Origin of the sequence: Citrobacter sp. Ce119 (assembly GCF_030334525.1) — a bacterium.
In the GTDB taxonomy this organism is placed as follows: domain Bacteria; phylum Pseudomonadota; class Gammaproteobacteria; order Enterobacterales; family Enterobacteriaceae; genus Citrobacter; species Citrobacter europaeus.
In genome coordinates this window covers 423,081-445,024 of record NZ_JAOWDR010000059.1, presented here as the reverse complement: position 1 = coordinate 445,024, position 21,944 = coordinate 423,081, and the positions used below count along the sequence as shown (strand labels likewise).

The following is a 21,944-nucleotide window of genomic DNA, read 5'->3' as shown; positions in this document are numbered from 1 at the left end:
CTGCGGAGGTGGCGGTGTTTACCTGTTCGCCGTACGTCCTAATGGCACCACTAACGGCGTTCCGGCAACCGGATCGTCGATAATCATACAGCGCAGACCGTAGATTTTTTCAATAAGCTGCGCGGTGACTATCTCCTTTGGCGCACCCTCGGCAATAATTTTTCCGTCACGCAGCGCAATCAGATGCGTCGCATAGCGACAGGCCTGATTGAGGTCGTGCAGAACGGCGGCCAGCGTATAACCTTTCTCCCGATTGAGCTCACTCAGCAGCTCCAGCAAATCGATCTGATGGCTGATATCCAGCCAGGTGGTGGGTTCATCAAGCAGCATAATCGACGTTTCCTGCGCCAGCACCATCGCAATCCATGCGCGCTGGCGTTGTCCACCGGAAAGGGTATCCACACTTTGTGATGCAAGATGTGTGATACCCGTCGCCTGCATTGCGTTAGATACCGCGATTTCATCTTCATTGCGCCAGCGGGTAAACAATGGCTGGTGCGGGTAGCGCCCGCGGGCAACCAGTTCCTGTACCGTAATATCACCCGGCGTGGTGGCGTTTTGCGCCAGCAAACCTATTCTGCGGGCAACCTCTTTGCTGGCATAGTGCTGAATATGCTCGCCGTCGAGCCAGACCTTGCCATGCGCGGGCGTCATCAAACGACTCAGCGTGCGCAGTAGCGTTGATTTCCCGCAGCCGTTTGGCCCGATGATTGCGGTGAAGTGACCGTCGGGAATCGACACATTGAGGTTTTCCGCCACGGTAAACTTGCCATAACCCAGCGTTAACTGGTCGCCACGCAAACGGGCTACTGATTCGATCATTTTTTGCGGGACTCCTGAATTAACAAGACGATAAGATAAATACCGCCGAGGCTTACGGTGACAACGCCCACCGGAAGCTGATAAGGCATAAAGAGCTGTTGGGCGCATAAATCAGCCATCAGCAGCAGCAACGCGCCGCACAACGCCGACAGGGTTAATCCCCAGCGCGATGTGCCGCTAATCCGCCGCGCGATATGCGGGGCGACAAGGGCAATAAACGAGATTGGACCTGCCAGCGCGGTGGCGGAAGCGGTCAGTACAACCGCTACCAGCATCATCATCAGACGTGAGCGTTCTACACTGACGCCAAGCGCGCAGGCGCTGTCATCACCCATTTCCAGCAAACGCATCCGGCGTACCAGCAGCGTGGCGCACACCAGCATGATGATAATCAGTGGGGCAGAAGGCCAGGTCTTGGCCCAGGTCAGGCCATTGAGCGAACCGGCGTTCCACAGCCCGGCCGTCAGCGCGGTTTCTAATGATGCTTTCAGCAATAGCCAGGTGTTGAACGCGACCAGCATAGCGCGTATGCCGATACCAATAATAATCAGCCGGAAGGTGTCGATACCATTGCGCCAGGCGAGCGCCCAGACTATCAGAGAGGTCAGGACCCCACCCAGCATGGCTGCCAGCGCGATAGCGGTAAGATGCTGTCCGAACAGTACCATTGCCACCAGCACACCGCTCCAGGCCCCGGTATTGAAACCCATCACATCCGGGCTACCCAGCGGGTTGCGCATCAGCGACTGAAATATTGCGCCGCTCACGCCGAGTGCCGCGCCAATCAATAGCGCCATGAGCACGCGTGGTAAACGCCATTCGGTCACCACCAGTGTAATGCTACGCGGCGCATCGCCGAGCAGGGCAGCAATAATTTGCTGGGTTTCCAGCGTAACGACGCCGCTACGCAGGCTCCACAAGCCAACGGCGAGACATCCTACAACCAGCAGCAGGCTGCTGATTATCAGGCGGCGAGGGAGGTGCATCATGCGCCACCTCCACGCGGTTTCCGCCGTACCAGAAAGATAAGCACCGGCGCGCCGATGAAGGCGCTGACCACCGAAACGCGCAGCTCACCGGGGACAATCAGACGACCGATGATATCGGCAATCAGTAACAGAGAAGGGGTTGCCAGCAGGGTTACGGGCAGTGACCAGCGGTGATCAGCCCCCACCAACCAGCGCGCCATATGCGGCATCATCAGGCCAATAAAAGCGATAGGGCCGACAATCGCGGTTGCACTGCCGCACAATACGGTAATCACCAGCAGGCCAATAAACTGCGTGCGAGCGACTTTACTGCCAAGCGCGGTAGCGGTGTCGCTGCCAAGGCTCAGACTATTCAGTGCCCGGCTGAGGAATAACGCGACAGCCGCAGCAATCAGTACCGGTACCAGAACAACCTTTAGCGTTTGCAGGCTACGGATATCCAGTGAACCGGCCTGCCAGAAACGCAACTGGTCGTAGACGTCCGGATTGAGCAGGGCGATGCCGGTAGATAATCCTTCCAGCACCGCGCCCAGCGCTACGCCCGCCAGCGTCAGACGTACCGGGCTTAACTGTCCGCCGCCCTGGCTACCGGTAAATGCAACGATCAGTGATGCGGCCAGCGCCCCGCAAAAGGCCATCAGCAGTTGCTCTTGCGCAGAGGAAAAGCCGAACAGCGCGGCTCCCAGCACAATAGCGAAGCTGGCGCCAGAGTTGACGCCCAGAATACCGGGATCGGCGAGAGGGTTACGCGTGAGCGTTTGCATTAATGCGCCAGCCAGGCCAAGCGCGCCACCCGCGAGCAGCCCCGCCAGCGTGCGCGGCAGGCGCGCGTCCAGCACGATGGTGCAATCAGCGCTTTGACAACTGCCGGTGAGCGCATCCAGCACCACGGAGGCAGGTAGCGACTTGGCGCCAATAACCAGACTTAATACCGTGGTGAGAACAAGTAATAACAATAGTCCGGGCACGGCGAAGGCGCGTGTCGCGGAAACAGAGCATGACATATCAACTTCCCTGATAATGATAGTAATTATCGTTATCGATCTTATTTGGATATGTTAGCATGTGCAGCCATCGAATGGATATTGAAAAAGTACCTGGTAAGGCTCTGTAATGAATCGACAATCCTGGCTGCTCAATCTCAGCCTGTTAAAGACCCACCCTGCATTTCGCGCCGTCTTCCTCGCCCGTTTTATTTCCATTGTCTCTCTGGGGCTACTCGGCGTGGCGGTTCCGGTACAGATCCAGATGATGACTCAGTCGACCTGGCAGGTAGGTTTATCGGTGACGCTGACCGGCAGCGCAATGTTTATTGGCCTGATGGTGGGCGGGGTGCTGGCCGATCGCTATGAGCGTAAAAAAGTGATCCTGCTGGCGCGTGGAACCTGCGGCGTCGGCTTTATTGGTCTATGTCTGAATGCGCTGCTGCCCGAACCATCGTTACTGGCCATTTATCTGCTTGGCTTATGGGACGGTTTCTTTGCCTCGTTGGGCGTAACCGCTTTGCTGGCGGCAACGCCGGCGCTGGTCGGGCGCGAGAATTTGATGCAGGCCGGGGCAATTACCATGCTGACGGTACGCCTGGGTTCGGTAATTTCGCCGATGCTTGGCGGGGTGCTGCTCGCGACCGGCGGCGTGGCCTGGAACTACGGGCTGGCGGCGGCGGGTACTTTCATTACCTTGCTGCCGTTGTTGAGTCTTCCCGCGTTGCCGCCTCCGCCACAGCCGCGTGAGCATCCGCTGAAATCGCTGCTGGCAGCATTTCGCTTTCTGCTTGCCAGCCCGTTAATTGGCGGCATTGCGCTGCTCGGCGGTCTGCTGACTATGGCGAGCGCCGTGCGCGTGCTGTATCCGGCGTTGGCAATTAACTGGCACATGTCGAGCGCGCAAATTGGTCTGCTGTATGCCGCCATTCCTCTTGGCGCGGCAGTGGGGGCATTGACCAGCGGACAGTTGGCGCACAGCGTTCGTCCGGGACTGATCATGCTGGCATCAACCGTAGCGTCGTTCCTGGCAATTGGTCTGTTTGGCTTGATGCCGGTCTGGCAGCTTGGGGTTGTCTGCCTGGCGCTGTTCGGCTGGTTGAGTGCGGTCAGCTCTTTGTTGCAATACACCCTGTTACAGACGCAGACGCCGGAAGCAATGCTTGGGCGAATTAACGGTTTGTGGACGGCGCAGAACGTTACCGGCGATGCGATTGGCGCGGCGCTGTTAGGTGGTCTGGGCGCGATAATGACGCCGGTCGCTTCGGCAAGCGTGAGTGGCTTTGGGCTGGTGATTATCGGTCTGCTACTGCTGCTGCTGTTGGGTGAAGTGCGCCGATTCCGACAAATGCCCGTGAATGCCAGCTAACGTTATGCCCAGGGGAGGCCGGATAAGGCATTAGCCGTATCCGGCGCGGGCGATTAAAACAGAGCCGACAGACGCTGCAGCAGCAACGTCGCGCTGTAGTAGTCGAGACGGAAGGTTTCCGTACCCAGAGCATAAACACGTTTATTCTGCACGGCTGGCAGATGCGCCAGAAGCGGATTGGCATAAATGGCATCGACATCTTTGCTGTCGCCAGCAAACAGGAACAGCGCTTCGCCGTTCAGGCCAGCCGCCAGGTTCTCACCGCCAAGCTGGATGATATCGTGGCGTTTGCCCTGACTCTGGCTGGTGTGCAAATCGGCAGGCAACGGGGCCAGAGTGAAACCTAATTGCTCCATCAGTTTGCCCTGCGCCGACTCAGGGGTCCACAGGTTGGCGCTGTGCGCCGCGGCGGTATACACCAGCGCGCTGACCGGTTGCGGCGGCAGGGTGATACGTTGCTTAACCGCCTGCAGTTGCTTATCAAACTCGGCAATACGGGATGCCGCCTGTTGTTCCTGACCGGTAATTTCACCTAACTGGGTCAGCAGCGACTGCCAGCTTTTATCGTCGTAATTAATGATGAGCGTTGGCGCAATGGTGGACAGCTGATCGTAAAGCGCGAGGGCTGAATCGCCCCCAGTGGCGCTTATCAGAATCAGATCCGGCATTTGTGCCGCTACGGCCTCAGCGCTCGGTTCCCCGATGTACAAACGGCTCAGTTTGCGCGCCTTTGCCACTTCGCTCCACTGGCGTAAAAAGCCCTGTGCATCGCCGATGCGGTTGTTCGGCGTAGTGGCACCGCTGGCGATGACCGGAGCATCAATCGCCAGCAGCGAGCCGGTGAGGGTGACGCTGGTGGAGACAATTCGCTGTGGCTTATGCTCCAGCGTATGCGTGCCGCGACTGTCGGTAACCTGACGCGGCCAGTCGGCGGCATGACCTGAAGAAATTCCTGAAATAGATAAACCAGCCAGTAAGAGCACGGTGCGACAAAAAGAGGGGAGACTCACGTATCAGCATCCTGTTATCAGTATAAGTAATGCTTCTCATTTTCATTGTTAGCGGGCAAGGATGCAAGCCAAAGTCGCACATTGTGCTACCACAAGAGTTGACATACCGGCGCTTTGCTTTTAGGTTAGCGACCGAAAATATAAATGATAATCATTATTAGAGTCTTTATCATTTTTGGAGGATGATATGGATACGTCACTGGCCGAGGAAAAAACGCAGACTATGCCGACGCTCGCTCCCGACAGTTTTTTCTTTATGTCGCCGTATCGTAGTTTTACGACGTCAGGATGCTTCGCCCGCTACGCGGAACCGGCAATTGATGGCGATTCGCCAGACAGCCCATTCCAACAAAAAATGCATGCACTGTTTGCGGATGCCAAATCGCAGGGTATCGCGAACCCCATCATGGTAGGGGCGATTCCTTTTGATACCCGCCAGCCGTCATCGCTGTTTATTCCCCGCTCGTGGCAGACGTTCTCCCGAACGGCGAAGCAGCAGTCATCACGTTACTTTAACGCGCATCAGTCGCTGAACGTTGTTGAACGTCAATCGATCCCGGAACAGGATTTCTTTGAAGATATGGTCAGCCGGGCGGCTGCGCTGACGGCAACCCCGGAAGTCGACAAAGTGGTGTTGTCACGCCTGATCGATATCACCACCGATGCCAGCATTGACAGTGGCGCGCTGCTGGAGCGCCTGGTGGCGCAAAATCCGGCCAGCTACAATTTCCATGTGCCTCTGGAAGACGGCGGCGTATTGATTGGCGCCAGCCCGGAACTGCTGTTGCGCAAAGAAGGCGATCGTTTTAGCTCACTGCCGCTGGCAGGCTCGGCACGTCGTCAGCCAGATGATGTGCTGGACCGAGAGGCGGGGATCCGCCTGCTGGCCTCCGAGAAGGATCGCCATGAGCACGAACTGGTGACGCAGGCGATGAAAACCGTACTGCGCGATCGCAGTCGTGAACTGCAATTGCCTTCTTCACCGCAACTGGTTACCACGCCAACGCTCTGGCACCTTGGCACACCGTTTGAAGGTAAAGCCAACGCGCAGGAAAACGCCCTGACGCTGGCGTGTCTGCTGCATCCGACGCCTGCGCTGAGCGGTTTCCCACATCAGGTTGCACGCAACATTATCGCCGAGCTGGAGCCGTTCGATCGCGAACTGTTCGGCGGCATTGTTGGCTGGTGCGATGCCGAAGGTAACGGTGAATGGGTGGTGACGATCCGCTGCGCGAAGCTGCTGCGTAATCAGGTTCGTTTCTTTGCTGGCGCCGGGATTGTTCCTGCCTCTTCTCCGGTTGCGGAATGGCGTGAAACGGGGGCCAAGCTCTCCACGATGTTGAATGTTTTTGGACTGCATTAAGAGCCTTATTGACCAGGCTTCTGAGGAGCGATAATGAGTATTCCTTTCACCCGCTGGCCGGAGGAGTTTGCCCGCCGCTATCGTGAAAAAGGTTACTGGCAGGATTTGCCGCTGACCGACATTCTGACCCGTCACGCAGAAAGCGATCATACGGCGGTAATTGATGGTGAACGCCATCTGAGCTATCGCCAGCTAAATCAGGCCGCTGACAATCTCGCCTGCAGCCTGCGCCGTCAGGGGATCAAACCCGGTGAAACCGCGCTGGTACAACTGGGCAATGTGGCTGAGCTGTATATCACCTTCTTTGCGCTGCTCAAGCTGGGCGTAGCCCCGGTGCTGGCGTTATTCAGCCATCAGCGTAACGAACTAAACGCCTATGCCAAACAGATTGAACCGGCGCTGCTGATTGCCGATCGCCAGCATGCGCTGTTTAGCGGGGACGATTTTCTAAACGCTTTTGTGGCTGAACACAATTCAGTGCGCGTGGTGCAACTGCGTAATGATGAAGGTGAACACAATCTACAAACGGCGATAAGCCAACCTGCGACTGATTTTACCGCCACGCCGTCGCCCGCTGATGAGGTGGCGTACTTCCAGCTTTCCGGCGGGACGACCGGGACGCCAAAGCTAATACCTCGTACCCATAACGATTACTACTACAGTGTGCGTCGCAGCAATGAGATTTGCCGCTTCACCGGGGAAACGCGTTATCTGTGCGCGATCCCGGCGGCGCATAACTATGCCATGAGTTCGCCTGGCGCGCTGGGCGTATTCCTGGCCGGCGGCACCGTGGTGCTGGCGGATGACCCGAGCGCAACCCTCTGTTTCCCGCTAATAGAACGGCATCAGGTTAACGTCACGGCGCTGGTACCGCCTGCGGTGAGCCTGTGGTTGCAGGCTATTGCGGAATGGGGCAGCAATGCGCAATTGGCTTCGCTGACGCTGTTGCAGGTTGGTGGGGCACGTCTTTCCGCCACGCTTGCGGCGCGTATTCCTGCAGAGATTGGCTGCCAGCTGCAGCAGGTCTTCGGCATGGCGGAAGGGCTGGTGAACTACACCCGTCTGGATGATAGCCCGGAGCGCATCATCAATACCCAGGGTCGCCCAATGTGTCCCGATGATGAAGTTTGGGTGGCGGACGCTGACGGCAACCCATTAGCCCAGGGTGAAACCGGACGCCTGATGACGCGTGGCCCTTACACCTTCCGCGGCTACTTCAAAAGTCCAGAGCACAATGCCAGCGCCTTTGACGCCAACGGTTTTTATTGTTCCGGCGATCTGATCGCTATCGATCCGGATGGTTATATCACCGTTCAGGGACGCGAGAAGGATCAGATCAACCGTGGTGGGGAGAAGATCGCTGCTGAAGAGATTGAAAACCTGCTGCTGCGCCATCCATCGGTGATCCATGCCGCGTTGGTCAGTATGGATGACGAACTGATGGGCGAGAAAAGCTGTGCCTGGCTGGTGGTAAAAGAGCCGCTGCGCGCGGTGCTGGTGCGTCGTTTTCTACGTGAACAGGGCGTGGCGGAATTCAAATTACCTGACCGCGTTGAATGCGTTGAGTCATTACCGCTGACCCCGGTTGGGAAAGTGGATAAAAAACAATTACGTCAGTGGCTGGCAGCACGTTCACTGGCCTGAAGGAGAAAAAGAGATGGCAATTCCTAAACTGCAGGCTTATGCGCTACCCACGGCGCTTGATGTTCCGGTGAACAAGGTCGACTGGGCGTTTGACCCTGAACGCGCCGCGCTGCTGATCCACGACATGCAGGATTATTTTATCGGCTTTTGGGGTGATAACTGCCCGATGATGGAGCAGGTTGTCGCTAACATCGCCGCACTGCGTCAGTACTGTAAAGAGCATAACATTCCGGTGTATTACACCGCTCAGCCGAAAGAACAGAGTGATGAAGACCGCGCTCTGCTCAATGATATGTGGGGACCGGGTCTGACGCGTTCACCGGAACAGCAAAAGATTGTTGAGGCGCTGGCCCCGGATGAAGCGGATACCATTCTGGTGAAATGGCGTTACAGCGCATTTCATCGCTCCCCGCTGGAACAGATGCTCAAGGAAACCGGTCGTAATCAACTGATCATTACCGGGGTGTATGCGCATATCGGCTGTATGACCACCGCAACGGACGCCTTTATGCGTGATATCAAGCCGTTTATGGTTGCCGATGCGCTGGCGGACTTTAGCCGTGACGAGCACCTGATGTCGCTGAAATACGTGGCAGGGCGTTCCGGGCGCGTAGTGATGACTCAGGAATTATTACCGACCCCGGTCCCGGCCACTAAGGATGCGTTGCGCAGCGTTATTCTGCCGCTGCTGGACGAGTCTGAAGAGCCGATGGATGATGAAAACCTGATCGACTACGGGCTGGATTCTGTGCGCATGATGGCGTTGGCGGCGCGCTGGCGTAAAGTTCATGGCGACATTGATTTCGTGATGTTGGCGAAAAATCCGACCATTGACGCCTGGTGGACGCTGCTCTCCCGCGAGGTGAAGTAATGGCCGGATTTGATTTTGCAGGGAAAACCGTCTGGGTCACCGGCGCGGGAAAAGGCATTGGTTACACTACGGCACTGGCATTTGTGAAAGCAGGTGCGCAGGTGACTGGCTTCGATCGTGAATTTCCTCAGGATAACTACCCGTTTGCGACCGAAGTGCTGGATGTGGCCGATGCCGGGCAGGTGGCTGAGGTGTGCCAGCGCGTCCTTAAAGCGTGCGAGCGGCTGGATGTGTTGGTCAATGCCGCAGGTATTTTGCGTATGGGGGCTACCGATGCGCTGAGCGCTGAGGAGTGGCAGCAGACGTTTGCGGTAAACGTTGGCGGGGCGTTCAATCTGTTTCAGCAGACGATGGCGCAGTTTCGTCGCCAGCAGGGCGGGGCGATCGTGACCGTCGCGTCGGATGCTGCGCACACACCGCGTATCGGCATGAGCGCCTACGGCGCGTCAAAAGCCGCGTTGAAAAGCCTGGCGCTGACCGTCGGACTTGAGCTGGCGGGTAGCGGTGTGCGTTGTAATGTGGTTTCACCAGGCTCGACCGACACTGACATGCAGCGTACGTTGTGGGTCAGTGATGACGCGGAGCAACAGCGCATTCGTGGGTTTGGCGAGCAGTTCAAGCTTGGTATTCCGCTGGGGAAAATCGCCCGGCCGCAGGAAATCACCAACACCATTTTATTTCTCGCCTCTGACCTTGCCAGCCACATTACGCTGCAGGATATCGTGGTGGACGGCGGCTCTACGCTGGGGGCATGACCATGATCTGGAAACGTCATTTAACGCTGGATGAACTGAATGCTACCAGTCAGAACACGATGGTGGCGCATCTTGGCATGGTTTATACCCGACTGGGGGATGATGTGCTGGAAGCCGAAATGCCGGTGGATAGCCGCACGCATCAGCCGTTTGGCCTGCTGCACGGCGGCGCGTCGGCGGCTCTGGCGGAAACACTGGGTTCGATGGCGGGTTATCTGATGACGCGCGACGGGCAGTGCGTGGTGGGGACGGAACTGAACGCTACCCATCATCGGGCGGTTGCGCAGGGGAAAGTGCGCGGTGTCTGCCAGCCGCTGCACCTCGGGCGTCAGAGTCAAAGCTGGGAAATCGTTATCTTTGATGAACAGGGACGACGCTGTTGCACCTGTCGTTTAGGCACTGCAGTGATGGGGTGAAGATAAGCGCGTCGTTTAGACGCGCTTCGTGACACCAGTTACCAGCTATAGCGCAGATTAAAACTCCCGTTGAGATCGCGGTAGTCGTTATTACCTTTCTGACCTGCCGCCTGGACGCTGACGTTCCACTGGCTATTGAGATTCGCCTGAATTCCCACTTTTAGCTCGCTGCGATCGGCAGGAAGATCCTGTTTTACCGTTGCGTTATCAAATGATACGGCCAGATCGTCGGTGGAGTGTAGCCAGTTAATCTCTGCGAATGGCCGGACGGTTGCATCGACGAATGAAAGCTGGCTATCAATTCGCAGACCAAGACGTGTGGTCCAGCTATCGCCATTTTGCCCGTCTATGCGTGTACCATTTGTCTCAACGCTATCTGCCTCGTAGCGTTGCCAGATAACCTGCGCCTGTGGCGTCAGGCTTACTGTGTTAGCGCTGCTCATATTCATGTCGTAGCGATAACCGCTTTCCAGCGAAATCGCGTGAGCCAGGGAGTCGTAATGCGTTGAACCGGCATTGCCATTCTCGACGCTGTTATTGTAGAAGCCATACTGATACCACGTATCAACATACCAGCCGCGATGTTGCCGGGCATCAGAGAACCAGGTGGCATACGCGCCAAGATTGTAACCGTCGATATCGCCTGTGGCTGTAAACTGACTGCCATCCGCGCCACGATTTCCGGTGCTGTCGGTACTGCCGTCAAGGTAACTGGCCATCAGGCCAAACGTGATGCTTTGCTGATCATCGCGCCAGGTTGCAATGTCGCTGCCAAGCTGAAACTGGGTGTAATCGCTGTCCATGTCGATATTGCCGTTTACAGCCGATGTGTTCGTTTTTCCGCCTTTCATTCGCGCCCAGACGCTTCCTTCGGCCGAGCGGTACTGGCTCCCTTCACGATCGAACAGCGTTTGCATCTGCAGGCTACGCACCAGCCACTGGTTGCCCAGATAAGCGCCTATATCGGCGCGATATTGTGGATTTGACGGGGTAACGTCGCTACCGCCGTCATCAGGATCAACCGGTGTGACGTCGCTGCCGCCGTCATCAGGATCGACCGGTGTGACGTCGCTGCCGCCGTCATCAGGGTCAACCGGTGTGACGTCGCTGTCGCCGTCATCAGGATCAACCGGTGTCACGTCGCTGTCGTCAGGATCGATCGGAGTGACGTCATCATCCGGGTCGTCGGGTGTTTCTGCTTTGGAACGCAAATACCAGCTTTCGTTATCTTCATACAGACGATACTCATACAGGCCGATTTGAATCTGATTGCCAAGAGAAAACGCGTTATCTGATGACACCCCACCGACGTCAACAATCTCGATACCTTGATCGGTATATGCACCCACGCCATCCACATTATTGATGTAGAGCGTGGTGCTGCCGTTAACATTACCCGAGACAATGAGCTGGTCGGTTGGTGAATTATCATCGCCTAAACTGGCGTTAAGTGAGAGCTGACCGCCGTTGCCCGTGTAGTCGCCGTTGATGATTAACGCATTCCCGGGAGTCGAACCACTGCTGCGGATTACGCCCTGGTTGGTCACATTGCCATTAACGATAAACTGGCTGTCTGGCGTTGTGCTATCGCCAAAACTTAGCAGGCCGAGGTTATTCACCGCGCCGTTGATTACCCCGTTGCCGCCGAGGGTGGCTCCGGCTTTGACATTGACGCTCTGCTTGCTGCCTTCAGCGCCGATAGCGCCCGATTCAGTCAACCACAGCGCTCCCTGCTGAATGTCTGTGACTCCGCTCCAGGTATTCTTTGCGGTAAGGGTGAGCGTGCCGTCTCCTTTTTTGGTCAGACTTTTACCGTCCCATCCATTGGTGGCGTTGGGTGAGGTATCTGCCAGCAACCCATTGACGGTAAATGTCTGGCCCGCGTCAAGGGTAAACGTACCGTGTGCAGGCGTAGAGACCGCGGCGGAGTCTCCGGCGTACCAACTGAGCCCCACGCCCAATTCATATTGGGTATTATCAAGGGCGTTAACCTGACCAGAAATCGCGATATAGTCGGGTAGGGTATCCGGATCGGTTGAGATCGAAGCGAAATCGCTCACGATTGCGGAGTCGGCATCAATTAGCGTAACCGTGTCGATGTCTGCCAGTTGATTGTCTGAGGTCAGCGCGTTGAGATCCAGCGCATTACCCGAATTGCTGATGTGTAGATCGCCGCCGGGATTAACCTGTCCGCCGGTAATTAGCGGGTTAGCGGACCGACTGGCCAGCGCCGCGGCGCTTAAATCGACGCTGAGAATACTGCTTTCTTTCAGCGTGACCGCGTCAGCATGCACGGTGCTGTAAGTTCCGGCTGCGTGGTCTGCCACCAGCTCAAGGGTTCCTGCGTTAGTCAGCGTCGTGAGCGTGGAATCATCGGTAACCCGCCACAGGCTCTGGTCGGCAAGGTTAAGGTTGAGGATTGAATCAATACCCTGGTCGTTGAAGCTTTCATTAACCGAGGTTGCCCCGGCGAAATAAGAATCCGCGTCCATATTGAGGTTGATATATCCCCAGCCGCTGTTAACGATGTCGCCGGTTATGGTCATTTTCCCTGAGCCATTTACCGTCCCGCCAGGTAGAACATTCCCGCCCGAAGAAACTTTCGGATTCCAGATGGCAACGCCGCCGTCGGCGATAATGGTGGTATCGCCCGTCAGATTCACGATACCGCCTTCTTGCACTATCACGCCGTAACCACTGCCGTTAGCGCCGGTCATATCAATAGTCAGGTTCTCACCATTGATGATGCCTGCATGGGTAAAATCCCCATTGCCGATGGCCCAAAGACCGTAAGGATCGTTACCGCTCATGATGATATCCGTATTGGATATATTGATCGTCGCGCCGCTGTATTGGGCTGATGCGCCATAGCCGTTCACCGCGTAGATAGTGTTTCGCCGTTCTGCGGAACCGTTGAAATTTATGGTTGTCGGGGCGCTGTAAGGGGTGTTGGCCACAATACCGTTGGTCGTGTGACCTGTGGAATTTCTTCCATCAATAGTACTGCCTTCGCCAATGTTGGCGACGGCGGCATGCATGCTGCTCATTAGTGTAAGGGCGGTGGACTGCGCGGTCGTGACGGTCAGATTTTTGGCATTGAATTCACTGTATCCTCGGCCGGTCAGGTAAATTGTGGATGCAGTCCCGTTTGCGCTAATGGCGCTGTCTGACCCTAAATCAACCACGCCGCCTTCTATTCGAAGCCCTTCCGTCTTCTGGCCGGTGACGTCAATGGTGAGATTGTTGGCCTTTACTGTCCCAATGGCATCATCTTTGCTGGTTGCTGAATAATCATCAACAACCATCCCGTATCCTTCGTAGAAACCGTGCAAGGTAATGGTGGAATCATTGCCAAAATCCACGTTGCCGCTGATGTCCGCGCCCGTACCGTTTGCGCGCTCGGTAGAGGTTGTGGAAAGGGTGATATCAAGGCTATCTGCCGTAAAATAACTTTGTGAACCAGAAACGAGTCCATATGCCGTACCTCCAGGCATTGAGAGCGTAATTGCGCTGTTCTTGCCCAGATTAACTTGGCTGTATTGCCCCTCCTGGATACCATAAATCGTGGTGCCTGTTCCTGCCTCTGATACGGTGAAATCAATGTTCAGCCCGTTCGCGTTAACCTGGGTGTTTTTTCCAAGATAGAGCGCGCTGCCGCCGGCTGTGCCGCTGGTTAATTCTATGCGGCTGTCATCCCCAAAATTGAGCGTGGTACCATTTGCCCAGTATGTGTCGATACCGACAGCCTTACCGGTTGCTTCGGTGTTAACCTGGATTAATCCAGCATTCATGGTTAACGTATTATTGTCGTCATAGAAATAGACGCCCGTCGCATTACCATTTTGGGATTCGGTGACAATTTTACTCTTGTTGCCGAAATTCAGCGTGGCGTTTTCTGTATGAACGTTAATTCCGTAAGCATCTTTTTTACTAATGGTATTAATTGATATATTCTCGGCGTTTATATTTGTACCTGGACTGGTGTTGTTAATATAAAGACCTGTGGTTGATGCTGTTTTCGCCGTTCCTGTGTCCGTAACGTTAATCTGTGTACCGTTACCTAAATTATTACTGGCGCTGTTATCAAGCTTTACCCCAACAGAACCACTATCCCCGGTAACGTTAATGGTGGCTTTACCATTAATCTGTACGCCTTGCCCCCCTGAGGACAGGCTTTCGATACCCGTGGTGCCATCAACAGACGTCACTGTATCGCCATCATTTAAACTGATGGTTTCACCGCTAAGCGGACCGTAGTCGCTGGCATGAACGCAGTTTGCCGTTAATCCAACCACCGATAACACCAGGCCCGCGACGGTTGCGCGGACCCGATGATCGCCCTGCGAGAGTTCTGACGTCACCACAAACATATTTCTCGCGATATTCCAGACGATGCGATAGCATTTATTCATAATTTATATCCTTATATGGCCATCCTGAACAACCTGGCGCTGAAAATTCTGCTGGATTAATTTTATTTTTTATGTGAGTGATTTTGTCATTAAAACTGGTGGTGCGGGTATATTCTTTATTTTGAAATCGGTGATTAAAATGAAATAAAGCACTAACTGCATACAAAATCAGGATAGTCTGAATCCATGAGTGCATAATCGTATAAGTTGAGAAATTCAGGTTAATATTGTTAATTAATATCCTTATTAATAATAAAAATATTAAGTGACACGCTCTGCATCATGCCGGGAGGAGATGTGGACAAAACATTGAGGGGTTGGCACATAGCGCGCAATTTTTTCAGTTGTCTCTGCGTTGATAGTGATCAAGTTAACAATACAATGTAAAAAATCAGTGATATATCCGCTTTACATGGTTGTCAGGTTGTTAAATCAAGAAAAGATGTTATAGAAACAAAATGTAACATCTCTCTGACCAGGATAACGGATACAACTATGAACAAATCAGGGAAGTACCTCGTCTGGACATTGCTCTCCGTAGTGGGAGCATTTGCCCTCGGCTATATCGCATTAAACCGTGGTGAACAGATCAACGCGTTGTGGATAGTCGTGGCGTCGGTCTGTGTCTACCTAATCGCTTACCGTTTTTATGGCCTGTACATTGCGAAAAATGTACTGGCGCTGGACCCGACGCGTATGACGCCAGCCGTGCGTCATAACGATGGTCTGGACTATGTTCCTACCGATAAAAAAGTGCTGTTTGGTCACCATTTTGCGGCGATTGCCGGAGCGGGTCCGTTAGTTGGACCTGTGCTGGCGGCGCAAATGGGCTATCTGCCAGGTATGATCTGGCTGCTCGCCGGGGTAGTGCTGGCGGGAGCTGTGCAGGATTTCATGGTGCTGTTTGTTTCTACCCGTCGCGATGGTCGTTCCCTTGGCGAACTGGTGAAAGAAGAGATGGGCCCTACGGCGGGCGTTATTGCGCTGGTAGCCTGTTTTATGATCATGGTGATTATCCTTGCGGTACTGGCGATGATCGTCGTGAAAGCGCTGACCCACAGCCCATGGGGCACTTACACCGTCGCGTTTACCATTCCGCTGGCGATCTTTATGGGGATCTACCTGCGTTATCTGCGCCCGGGCCGCATTGGTGAAGTGTCGGTCATCGGTCTGGTATTCCTGGTGTTTGCTATTATTTCCGGCGGCTGGGTCGCTGAAAGCCCGACCTGGGCGCCGTACTTTGACTTTACCGGAGTACAACTGACGTGGATGCTGGTGGGCTACGGCTTTGTCGCTGCCGTGCTGCCGGTATGGCTGCTGCTGGCGCCGCGTGATTATCTTTCTACTTTCCTGAAAATCGGCACCATTGTTGGTCTGGCGGTAGGGATTCTGATCATGCGTCCGACGCTGACCATGCCTGCGCTGACTAAGTTTGTTGATGGTACTGGCCCGGTCTGGACTGGTAACCTGTTCCCGTTCCTGTTTATTACCATTGCCTGTGGCGCGGTATCGGGCTTCCATGCGCTGATCGCTTCCGGTACCACGCCGAAGATGCTGGCGAATGAAGGGCAGGCCTGCTTTATCGGCTACGGCGGGATGCTGATGGAATCCTTTGTCGCCATCATGGCGCTGGTTTCTGCGTGTATCATCGATCCGGGCGTGTACTTTGCGATGAACAGCCCGATGGCGGTGCTGGCTCCGGCGGGGACGGTTGACGTAGTCGCTTCTGCGGCGCAGGTGGTCAGCAGTTGGGGCTTTGCCATTACGCCGGACACCCTGCATCAAATCGCCAATGAAGTCGGTGAACAATCCATTATCTCCCGCGCAGGCGGAGCGCCGACGCTGGCTGTAGGGATGGCGTACATTCTGCACGGCGCGCTGGGTGGTATGATGGATGTGGCGTTCTGGTATCACTTCGCCATTCTGTTTGAAGCGCTGTTTATTCTGACGGCGGTAGATGCCGGTACACGTGCCGCGCGCTTTATGCTGCAGGATCTGCTGGGCGTGGTGTCACCGAGTCTGAAACGTACCGATTCGCTGCCTGCGAACCTGCTGGCTACAGCGCTGTGCGTGTTGGCCTGGGGTTACTTCTTGCACCAGGGGGTGGTGGATCCACTGGGCGGTATTAATACTCTGTGGCCGCTGTTTGGTATCGCCAACCAGATGCTGGCCGGTATGGCGCTGATGCTCTGTGCGGTGGTGTTGTTCAAGATGAAACGTCAGCGCTACGCATGGGTGGCGCTGGTGCCAACGGCATGGCTGCTGATTTGTACCCTGACCGCTGGCTGGCAGAAAGCGTTTAGCCCGGATGCGAAAATCGGCTTCCTGGCTATCGCCAACAAATTCCAGGCGATGATCGACAGCGGCAACATTCCGGCGCAGTACACCCAGTCGCAGCTGACGCAACTGGTATTTAATAACCGACTGGATGCGGGACTGACCATCTTTTTCATGGTGGTCGTTGTGGTGCTGGGTCTGTTCTCCATCAGAACTGCGCTGGCAGCGCTGAAAGAGGACAAACCGACGTCGAAAGAAACGCCGTACGAACCGATGCCTGAGAATGTCGAAGAGATCGTGGCGCAAGCGAAAGGCGCGCACTAATATTCTCTTAACCAACGAGCCCTCTCCTGAACGGGGAGGGCGTTTGTACGACAGGGAAACACTATGTTTGAAACGCTCTCCAAAGCTGGGAAATATTTAGGTCAAACCGCCCGATTAATGATAGGTGTGCCGGATTACGACAACTATGTTGAACATATGCGCGTCACGCATCCGGACCAGATGCCAATGACCTATGAAGAATTTTTCCGCGAGCGTCAGGATGCGCGCTATGGGGGGAAAGGCGGCGCGAAGTGCTGTTAATTTTTTGCCGGATGCGCTGACGCTTATCCGGCCTACAACAATGCTTTGACCGTAGGCCTGATAAGGCGAAGCCGCCATCAGGCAACCCGCACCCTAATCACACCGTAAACGACTCTACCTTTTCGAACGCTGCGCGCAGGGTCTGCGGCGTTAACGTTACCGGCAGCGCGTGAATGGACTCCACAGGGCGCAGAGTGTGCGCGATAACCTTATCGAGTTCGACGCGGTTATTGATGTTCACTTCCAGTTGAGCTAATCGGGTTGGCAGGTTGAAGCGCTGATAAGCGGTAATCAACTGCGCCAGCACATCATCTTGTCCCAGCAGCGCGCTCTGCACCAGTATGCCGTACGCCACTTTGGTGCCGTGTAAAAACTTCTCCGTTTGCGGGAGGACGGTCAGGCCATTGTGTACCGAATGCGCGGCCGCCACGCGGGTATAGCGCTCGCCCAGACCGCCAACCATGCCGCCTCCGGCAATAATAGCATCCACCACATCGCAAAACGTTCGGCTTAGCGTGCCTTGTTGTTTGTCTGCCAGCGCCTGCTCGCTGCTTTCCAGCAGGACGTCGCGGATCGTCTGCGCAGCATGGATACCCAGACGCACGGTAAGCGGCAGGGTTTCCGGTTGAGGTGCGAGCACGACGGCCTCGTACCATTTCGCCAGCGTGTCGCCAATCCCCGCCAGTAAGTATTCTTCTGGCGCATGGAGAACGATCTCGGGTTCTACCAGTACGAGGAAGTTGGCATCCGCGAAAATTTCAAAATGTAGCGCCTGTCCAGCATCGTTATACCAGACGGAGAGCGGTGTCCAGGCGGCGCAGGTCGCCGCGATAGTAGGAATACCGACAAAAGGCAGACCCAGACGACGGGCCAGCGCTTTGGCCGTGTCGAGCAATGTTCCGCCGCCCACGCCAATCACCACGCTGCGATTCTCTCCTGACTCTTTTGCCAGTTGAGCGACATCTGTTTCACTGCAATGACCCGTAAACAGCAGACGTTTAGCCCCGGCAAGATGAAAGGCCTCTGGCAGATAAGGTCGGGCTGCATCGATGGCGCGCTGACCATATACCCAGACGGCGCGTGAGAGTTGATCCCCGGTGAAAAAATCGTTGAGTCTCGACAGGCTGCCGGGATGGGAAAAATAGTTGGCCGGGCCGGTGACGACGCGAATCTCGGTATTACTCATGTTGTGTTGTCCTTTTGGCTGTCCTGTCCAGGCAGGTTATTTTTATATAGACGTCTGAACGTCTTGATTGCCAAATACTAGCATCGTGCTATAGTGGCTTCAACCACAACATCACATGCTGGGATAACTATAATGAGTAATAACCCGCTGATTCCGCAAAGCAAACTGCCTAATCTGGGCACCACTATTTTCACGCAAATGAGCGCGCTGGCGCAGCAGCACCAGGCCATTAACCTCTCGCAGGGATTTCCTGATTTTGATGGTCCGCTCTTTTTACAAGAACGTCTGGCGTATCACGTCGCGCATGGCGCAAACCAGTATGCGCCGATGACGGGCGTACTGCCGCTGCGCGAAGCTATTGCGGATAAAACCGCGCAGCTGTACGGCTATAAACCTGATGCGAATAGCGAAGTGACCGTCACTGCGGGGGCTACAGAAGCATTGTACGCCGCGATTACGGCATTGGTTCGGCCTGGCGATGAGGTGATATGTTTTGACCCGAGCTACGACAGCTATGCGCCCGCGATCGAATTATCCGGCGGCGTGGTCAAACGCATCGCGCTGCAACCGCCGTCTTTTCGCGTCGACTGGCAGGAATTTAGCGCGTTACTTAGCGAACGGACCCGGCTGGTGATCCTTAATACACCGCACAATCCTTCCGCCAGCGTGTGGCATCACGCCGATTTCGATGCCCTGTGGCAGGCGATTAAAGAACGCGATATTTTTGTCATCAGCGATGAAGTGTATGAACATATCTGCTTCGCCGGACAGGGACATGCCAGCGTGCTGGCGCATCCACAGCTGCGTGAACGTGCCGTTGCCGTTTCATCGTTTGGTAAAACTTATCATATGACCGGCTGGAAAGTCGGCTACTGCGTAGCGCCTGCCGCCATTAGCGCGGAATTGCGCAAGGTACACCAGTATCTGACGTTTTCCGTCAATACGCCGGCACAGCTGGCTCTGGCGGATATGCTGCGCGAAGATCCCACGCATTATCGTGAGTTGCCAGCCTTTTATCAGAAAAAACGCGATGTACTGGTAAATGCGCTGCGTGAAAGCCGGCTGGAAATTCTGCCGTGTGAAGGCACGTATTTTCTGCTGGTTGATTACAGCGCCGTCTCCACGCTTGGCGACGTTGAGTTTTGTCAGTGGCTGACCAAAGAAGTGGGCGTTGCGGCGATCCCGCTATCGGTTTTCTGCGCCGATCCTTTCCCGCATAAGCTGATTCGCCTATGTTTTGCCAAGCAGGAATCGACGCTGATAGCGGCAGCCGAACGTCTGGTTTCGCTGTAGCTATTTAACCGTCCAGGCTTTGGAGAAGCGACGGTCGGCAAATAATTCTTGCAGGCCGTTAATTTGTTTCAGGCGTAAAACCTCGTCACTATCCATGCCGAGATCTTTGCCAATTTTTTCTTCACTCCAGCCCAGCAATGATAATTCACGGACGATTTCGGACATGGCATGAATTTGGTGACGTCCGCGAGCGCGGTTATGGCGGATGGTCGCAGCCATACGCTCATGACGCTCACGCTCTAAACAGGAGACCGGCAAATATCCTTTTAGCCTTGTGCGCAGCGAGGCTTTGGCTTTCCCTAGTTCATGGCGGTGGAAACCATCGACAATTTCGTATTCTTCAGCCGTGGAGTGGACCACCACGATGGGTTGCGTGAATCCGTCAGCTTCCAGAGATTTCAGCAGCAGCTTTTTCTCCGGTGGCGCAACGTTATTGGGATTGTAGTCATTGGGTGAGATGTGATCATTTTTAACCCACAGCACGCAGTCTACAGGCTCTTCGCGAAAAGGACTGACGCTGTGTATCGCCTGTCTGAATTCATTGATGGCTTCAATTCTCTCTTTTTCTGACAGATCAGAAAGAAAGCCAACGAGTTCCTGAGTTAATCGTTGTTGCATAAGATCCCCCATTCCTGGCGTTTGGTTTTCATGCGTTCGTTATAACGTTGGTAGTTTTTGGGTTTTGTTGGGCTGAATGACAGCGCCCGACACCAGTAGTCGTTATTCAGCAGGACTTTACAGATACGCCGCCACGACGGGATATCCGTTGAGCCAATATCTCGTTCCTGAGTTTGCGGAATATTTTCCATGCCCTTTTTCTTATACCACTGCAAATAGACGGCGATTTTATTGCGATAATGTTCGGCGGTCGTTTCCGGCATGCTGTTGAGCAGCAGCATGGCATATTCCTGCCAGCTTAAATGTTCGGGTTTCAATATTTTTCGATGACCATAAAAATGGTTATCGAGACCCGCATAAATCCCGCCGCTTTTTACGCCGCTGACGCGCGCGCACATTGTCGCCCAGCGTTCAGGCTCAATAACATGGTAGAGCCAAAGTCCCTGACGCTGCTCTGGCCCAAAGGGTTCGCAGATGCGCATATATCGTGTAGGAACACCGGCCTGATACATCAGGTTATACAAGGGGTTGCATGGCAACTGGGTTTTAGCAAACCAGGTCCAGATGTCGGCGGTTTTCCAGTCATAAAGTGGATAAATATACCAGGTATGCCCGCCGGGGGCGCTGGTGGTCCAGGGTTTATCATCGGCAAAGCGTTGCTTTTGCGAATTAGCAATGGCGACAAAACGATTATATGACTCATCGGCGCGGATCCCGACCATCATCGCGGCTGGTCGTTTCTCTGAATACCAGTCAGCGAACTCGCGAACAAATTGTTCAAACGTCATGCCGGGCTGGTAAAAAGAGAAATACTCAGGATCGGTTATGGCATCTTCCGGAGGCTGGCGAACCCACGGCGTGCCCGGTTCCCAACACTGCCATTCAGGTTGAAATTGGGAGAGGGAATTTTGCGTAGTGAGCGGTAATGCGACCCAATAAAAGCGTTCGATGACATCGGAATAACGTTCGCGAAGCGCCTGTACATAGTCGATAGTGCAGGAAAACTGGGCTTCCCAGTCGATAAATAACACGTCAATTTTTTTACCTGACTGGCGGGCGCTTATGGCCGTCAGGTGTAACATCAACCCAGAATCTTTACCCCCAGAGAAAGAAACGCAAATGCGTGGCAGAGCCTCAAGCGTCCAGGCAATACGTTCCTGTGCGGCTTCGAGAACGTTTTGATTCAGTGGTATTTTATAAACAGACATATCAAGTCCATATCCAGATTTTATTATTTACAGCTATAGTAAATACTTTCAATAAGATATGCTAATTTCACCAGGATGCAATACTTAAACATATTCACGGTTTAAATATTGCCGTCTAATTTATAAAAAATATATATTGTTGC

At 54.6% G+C, this 21,944-nt stretch carries 17 protein-coding genes; 9 read left to right on the top strand and 8 right to left on the bottom strand.

The window, feature by feature from the left end; genetic code table 11:
* Positions 1–18 precede the first annotated feature (18 nt).
* The 3 genes from fepC to fepD are packed head-to-tail and all read right to left on the bottom strand — an operon-like array spanning position 19 to position 2,815.
* Positions 19–822: an iron-enterobactin ABC transporter ATP-binding protein gene (fepC, locus tag OGV80_RS19155; RefSeq protein ID WP_075145017.1), complete on the bottom strand. Its 804-nt coding sequence runs from the start codon at positions 820–822 to the stop codon at positions 19–21.
* Positions 819–1,811 (bottom strand): iron-enterobactin ABC transporter permease, encoded by a 993-nt coding sequence (gene fepG / locus OGV80_RS19150; RefSeq protein ID WP_167373436.1) that lies wholly within the window; start codon positions 1,809–1,811, stop codon positions 819–821. Before fepG ends, fepC begins: the two co-directional genes overlap by 4 nt.
* The gene (gene fepD, locus OGV80_RS19145; protein WP_043015534.1) at positions 1,808–2,815 is read right to left on the bottom strand and encodes a Fe(3+)-siderophore ABC transporter permease; all 1,008 of its coding nucleotides are present in this window, start codon (positions 2,813–2,815) and stop codon (positions 1,808–1,810) included. The genes fepG and fepD overlap by 4 nt, the downstream gene beginning before the upstream one ends.
* Before the next feature lie 109 nt (positions 2,816–2,924).
* Between fepD and entS the strand changes: the two genes are divergently transcribed.
* Positions 2,925–4,163, top strand: a complete 1,239-nt coding sequence (entS, locus tag OGV80_RS19140; RefSeq protein ID WP_043015535.1) for an enterobactin transporter EntS — start codon at positions 2,925–2,927, stop codon at positions 4,161–4,163.
* A 53-nt stretch (positions 4,164–4,216) separates the two neighbouring features.
* Here entS and fepB read toward each other — a convergent pair whose 3' ends face one another.
* Positions 4,217–5,173, bottom strand: a complete 957-nt coding sequence (gene fepB / locus OGV80_RS19135; protein WP_286515523.1) for a Fe2+-enterobactin ABC transporter substrate-binding protein — start codon at positions 5,171–5,173, stop codon at positions 4,217–4,219.
* A 187-nt stretch (positions 5,174–5,360) separates the two neighbouring features.
* On the opposite strand from fepB, the gene entC reads away from it, so the two are divergent.
* Genes entC through entH form a run of 5 tightly spaced genes read left to right on the top strand, consistent with a single transcriptional unit; the run spans position 5,361 to position 10,222 of the window.
* Positions 5,361–6,536, top strand: coding sequence for an isochorismate synthase EntC (gene entC / locus OGV80_RS19130; RefSeq protein WP_087051585.1), 1,176 nt, complete (start codon positions 5,361–5,363; stop codon positions 6,534–6,536).
* A gap of 33 nt (positions 6,537–6,569) precedes the next feature.
* Positions 6,570–8,180 carry a (2,3-dihydroxybenzoyl)adenylate synthase EntE gene (gene entE, locus OGV80_RS19125; RefSeq protein WP_286515521.1) on the top strand — a complete coding sequence of 537 codons (1,611 nt, stop codon included), beginning with the start codon at positions 6,570–6,572 and terminating at the stop codon, positions 8,178–8,180.
* 13 nt (positions 8,181–8,193) lie between these two features.
* Positions 8,194–9,051: an isochorismatase gene (locus OGV80_RS19120; protein ID WP_043015539.1), complete on the top strand. Its 858-nt coding sequence runs from the start codon at positions 8,194–8,196 to the stop codon at positions 9,049–9,051.
* Positions 9,051–9,806 (top strand): 2,3-dihydro-2,3-dihydroxybenzoate dehydrogenase EntA, encoded by a 756-nt coding sequence (gene entA, locus OGV80_RS19115; protein ID WP_286515517.1) that lies wholly within the window; start codon positions 9,051–9,053, stop codon positions 9,804–9,806. The genes OGV80_RS19120 and entA overlap by 1 nt, the downstream gene beginning before the upstream one ends.
* Before the next feature lie 2 nt (positions 9,807–9,808).
* Positions 9,809–10,222, top strand: coding sequence for a proofreading thioesterase EntH (entH, locus tag OGV80_RS19110; RefSeq protein WP_029139447.1), 414 nt, complete (start codon positions 9,809–9,811; stop codon positions 10,220–10,222).
* A 38-nt stretch (positions 10,223–10,260) separates the two neighbouring features.
* On the opposite strand, the gene OGV80_RS19105 is transcribed toward entH, so the two are convergent.
* Positions 10,261–14,634: an autotransporter outer membrane beta-barrel domain-containing protein gene (locus OGV80_RS19105; RefSeq protein WP_286515515.1), complete on the bottom strand. Its 4,374-nt coding sequence runs from the start codon at positions 14,632–14,634 to the stop codon at positions 10,261–10,263.
* A gap of 495 nt (positions 14,635–15,129) precedes the next feature.
* Between OGV80_RS19105 and cstA the strand changes: the two genes are divergently transcribed.
* Both cstA and OGV80_RS19095 read left to right on the top strand, forming a co-directional pair.
* The gene (cstA, locus tag OGV80_RS19100; RefSeq protein WP_043015542.1) at positions 15,130–17,235 is read left to right on the top strand and encodes a pyruvate/proton symporter CstA; all 2,106 of its coding nucleotides are present in this window, start codon (positions 15,130–15,132) and stop codon (positions 17,233–17,235) included.
* A 63-nt stretch (positions 17,236–17,298) separates the two neighbouring features.
* Positions 17,299–17,496 carry a YbdD/YjiX family protein gene (locus OGV80_RS19095; protein WP_043015543.1) on the top strand — a complete coding sequence of 66 codons (198 nt, stop codon included), beginning with the start codon at positions 17,299–17,301 and terminating at the stop codon, positions 17,494–17,496.
* Between the two features lie 97 nt (positions 17,497–17,593).
* Here OGV80_RS19095 and OGV80_RS19090 read toward each other — a convergent pair whose 3' ends face one another.
* Positions 17,594–18,682, bottom strand: coding sequence for an oxidoreductase (locus tag OGV80_RS19090; RefSeq protein WP_087053039.1), 1,089 nt, complete (start codon positions 18,680–18,682; stop codon positions 17,594–17,596).
* A 132-nt stretch (positions 18,683–18,814) separates the two neighbouring features.
* Here OGV80_RS19090 and OGV80_RS19085 point away from each other — a divergent pair, with 132 nt between their 5' ends.
* On the top strand, positions 18,815–19,975 hold the full coding sequence (locus OGV80_RS19085) for a pyridoxal phosphate-dependent aminotransferase (RefSeq protein ID WP_193144640.1): 1,161 nt from the start codon (positions 18,815–18,817) through the stop codon (positions 19,973–19,975).
* On the opposite strand, the gene OGV80_RS19080 is transcribed toward OGV80_RS19085, so the two are convergent.
* Together OGV80_RS19080 and OGV80_RS19075 are read right to left on the bottom strand one after the other, a co-directional pair.
* Positions 19,976–20,593 carry an IbrB-like domain-containing protein gene (locus OGV80_RS19080; RefSeq protein ID WP_043015546.1) on the bottom strand — a complete coding sequence of 206 codons (618 nt, stop codon included), beginning with the start codon at positions 20,591–20,593 and terminating at the stop codon, positions 19,976–19,978. It abuts the gene before it with no gap.
* The gene (locus OGV80_RS19075) at positions 20,578–21,801 is read right to left on the bottom strand and encodes a phosphoadenosine phosphosulfate reductase (RefSeq protein ID WP_047412757.1); all 1,224 of its coding nucleotides are present in this window, start codon (positions 21,799–21,801) and stop codon (positions 20,578–20,580) included. Before OGV80_RS19075 ends, OGV80_RS19080 begins: the two co-directional genes overlap by 16 nt.
* Between the last annotated feature and the right edge of the window lie 143 nt (positions 21,802–21,944).

Bases quoted from the DNA above. Each gene is read 5' to 3' on its own strand.
- OGV80_RS19075 (WP_047412757.1), bottom strand. From the start codon at position 21,801: ATGTCTGTTTATAAAATACCACTGAATCAAAACGTTCTCGAAGCCGCA.
- OGV80_RS19095 (WP_043015543.1), top strand. From the start codon at position 17,299: ATGTTTGAAACGCTCTCCAAAGCTGGGAAATATTTAGGTCAAACCGCC.
- entE (WP_286515521.1), top strand. From the start codon at position 6,570: ATGAGTATTCCTTTCACCCGCTGGCCGGAGGAGTTTGCCCGCCGCTAT.
- OGV80_RS19120 (WP_043015539.1), top strand. From the start codon at position 8,194: ATGGCAATTCCTAAACTGCAGGCTTATGCGCTACCCACGGCGCTTGAT.
- entC (WP_087051585.1), top strand. From the start codon at position 5,361: ATGGATACGTCACTGGCCGAGGAAAAAACGCAGACTATGCCGACGCTC.
- OGV80_RS19105 (WP_286515515.1), bottom strand. From the start codon at position 14,634: ATGAATAAATGCTATCGCATCGTCTGGAATATCGCGAGAAATATGTTT.
- fepC (WP_075145017.1), bottom strand. From the start codon at position 822: ATGATCGAATCAGTAGCCCGTTTGCGTGGCGACCAGTTAACGCTGGGT.
- OGV80_RS19085 (WP_193144640.1), top strand. From the start codon at position 18,815: ATGAGTAATAACCCGCTGATTCCGCAAAGCAAACTGCCTAATCTGGGC.
- OGV80_RS19080 (WP_043015546.1), bottom strand. From the start codon at position 20,593: ATGCAACAACGATTAACTCAGGAACTCGTTGGCTTTCTTTCTGATCTG.
- OGV80_RS19090 (WP_087053039.1), bottom strand. From the start codon at position 18,682: ATGAGTAATACCGAGATTCGCGTCGTCACCGGCCCGGCCAACTATTTT.
- entA (WP_286515517.1), top strand. From the start codon at position 9,051: ATGGCCGGATTTGATTTTGCAGGGAAAACCGTCTGGGTCACCGGCGCG.
- cstA (WP_043015542.1), top strand. From the start codon at position 15,130: ATGAACAAATCAGGGAAGTACCTCGTCTGGACATTGCTCTCCGTAGTG.
- fepD (WP_043015534.1), bottom strand. From the start codon at position 2,815: ATGTCATGCTCTGTTTCCGCGACACGCGCCTTCGCCGTGCCCGGACTA.
- entH (WP_029139447.1), top strand. From the start codon at position 9,809: ATGATCTGGAAACGTCATTTAACGCTGGATGAACTGAATGCTACCAGT.
- fepG (WP_167373436.1), bottom strand. From the start codon at position 1,811: ATGATGCACCTCCCTCGCCGCCTGATAATCAGCAGCCTGCTGCTGGTT.
- entS (WP_043015535.1), top strand. From the start codon at position 2,925: ATGAATCGACAATCCTGGCTGCTCAATCTCAGCCTGTTAAAGACCCAC.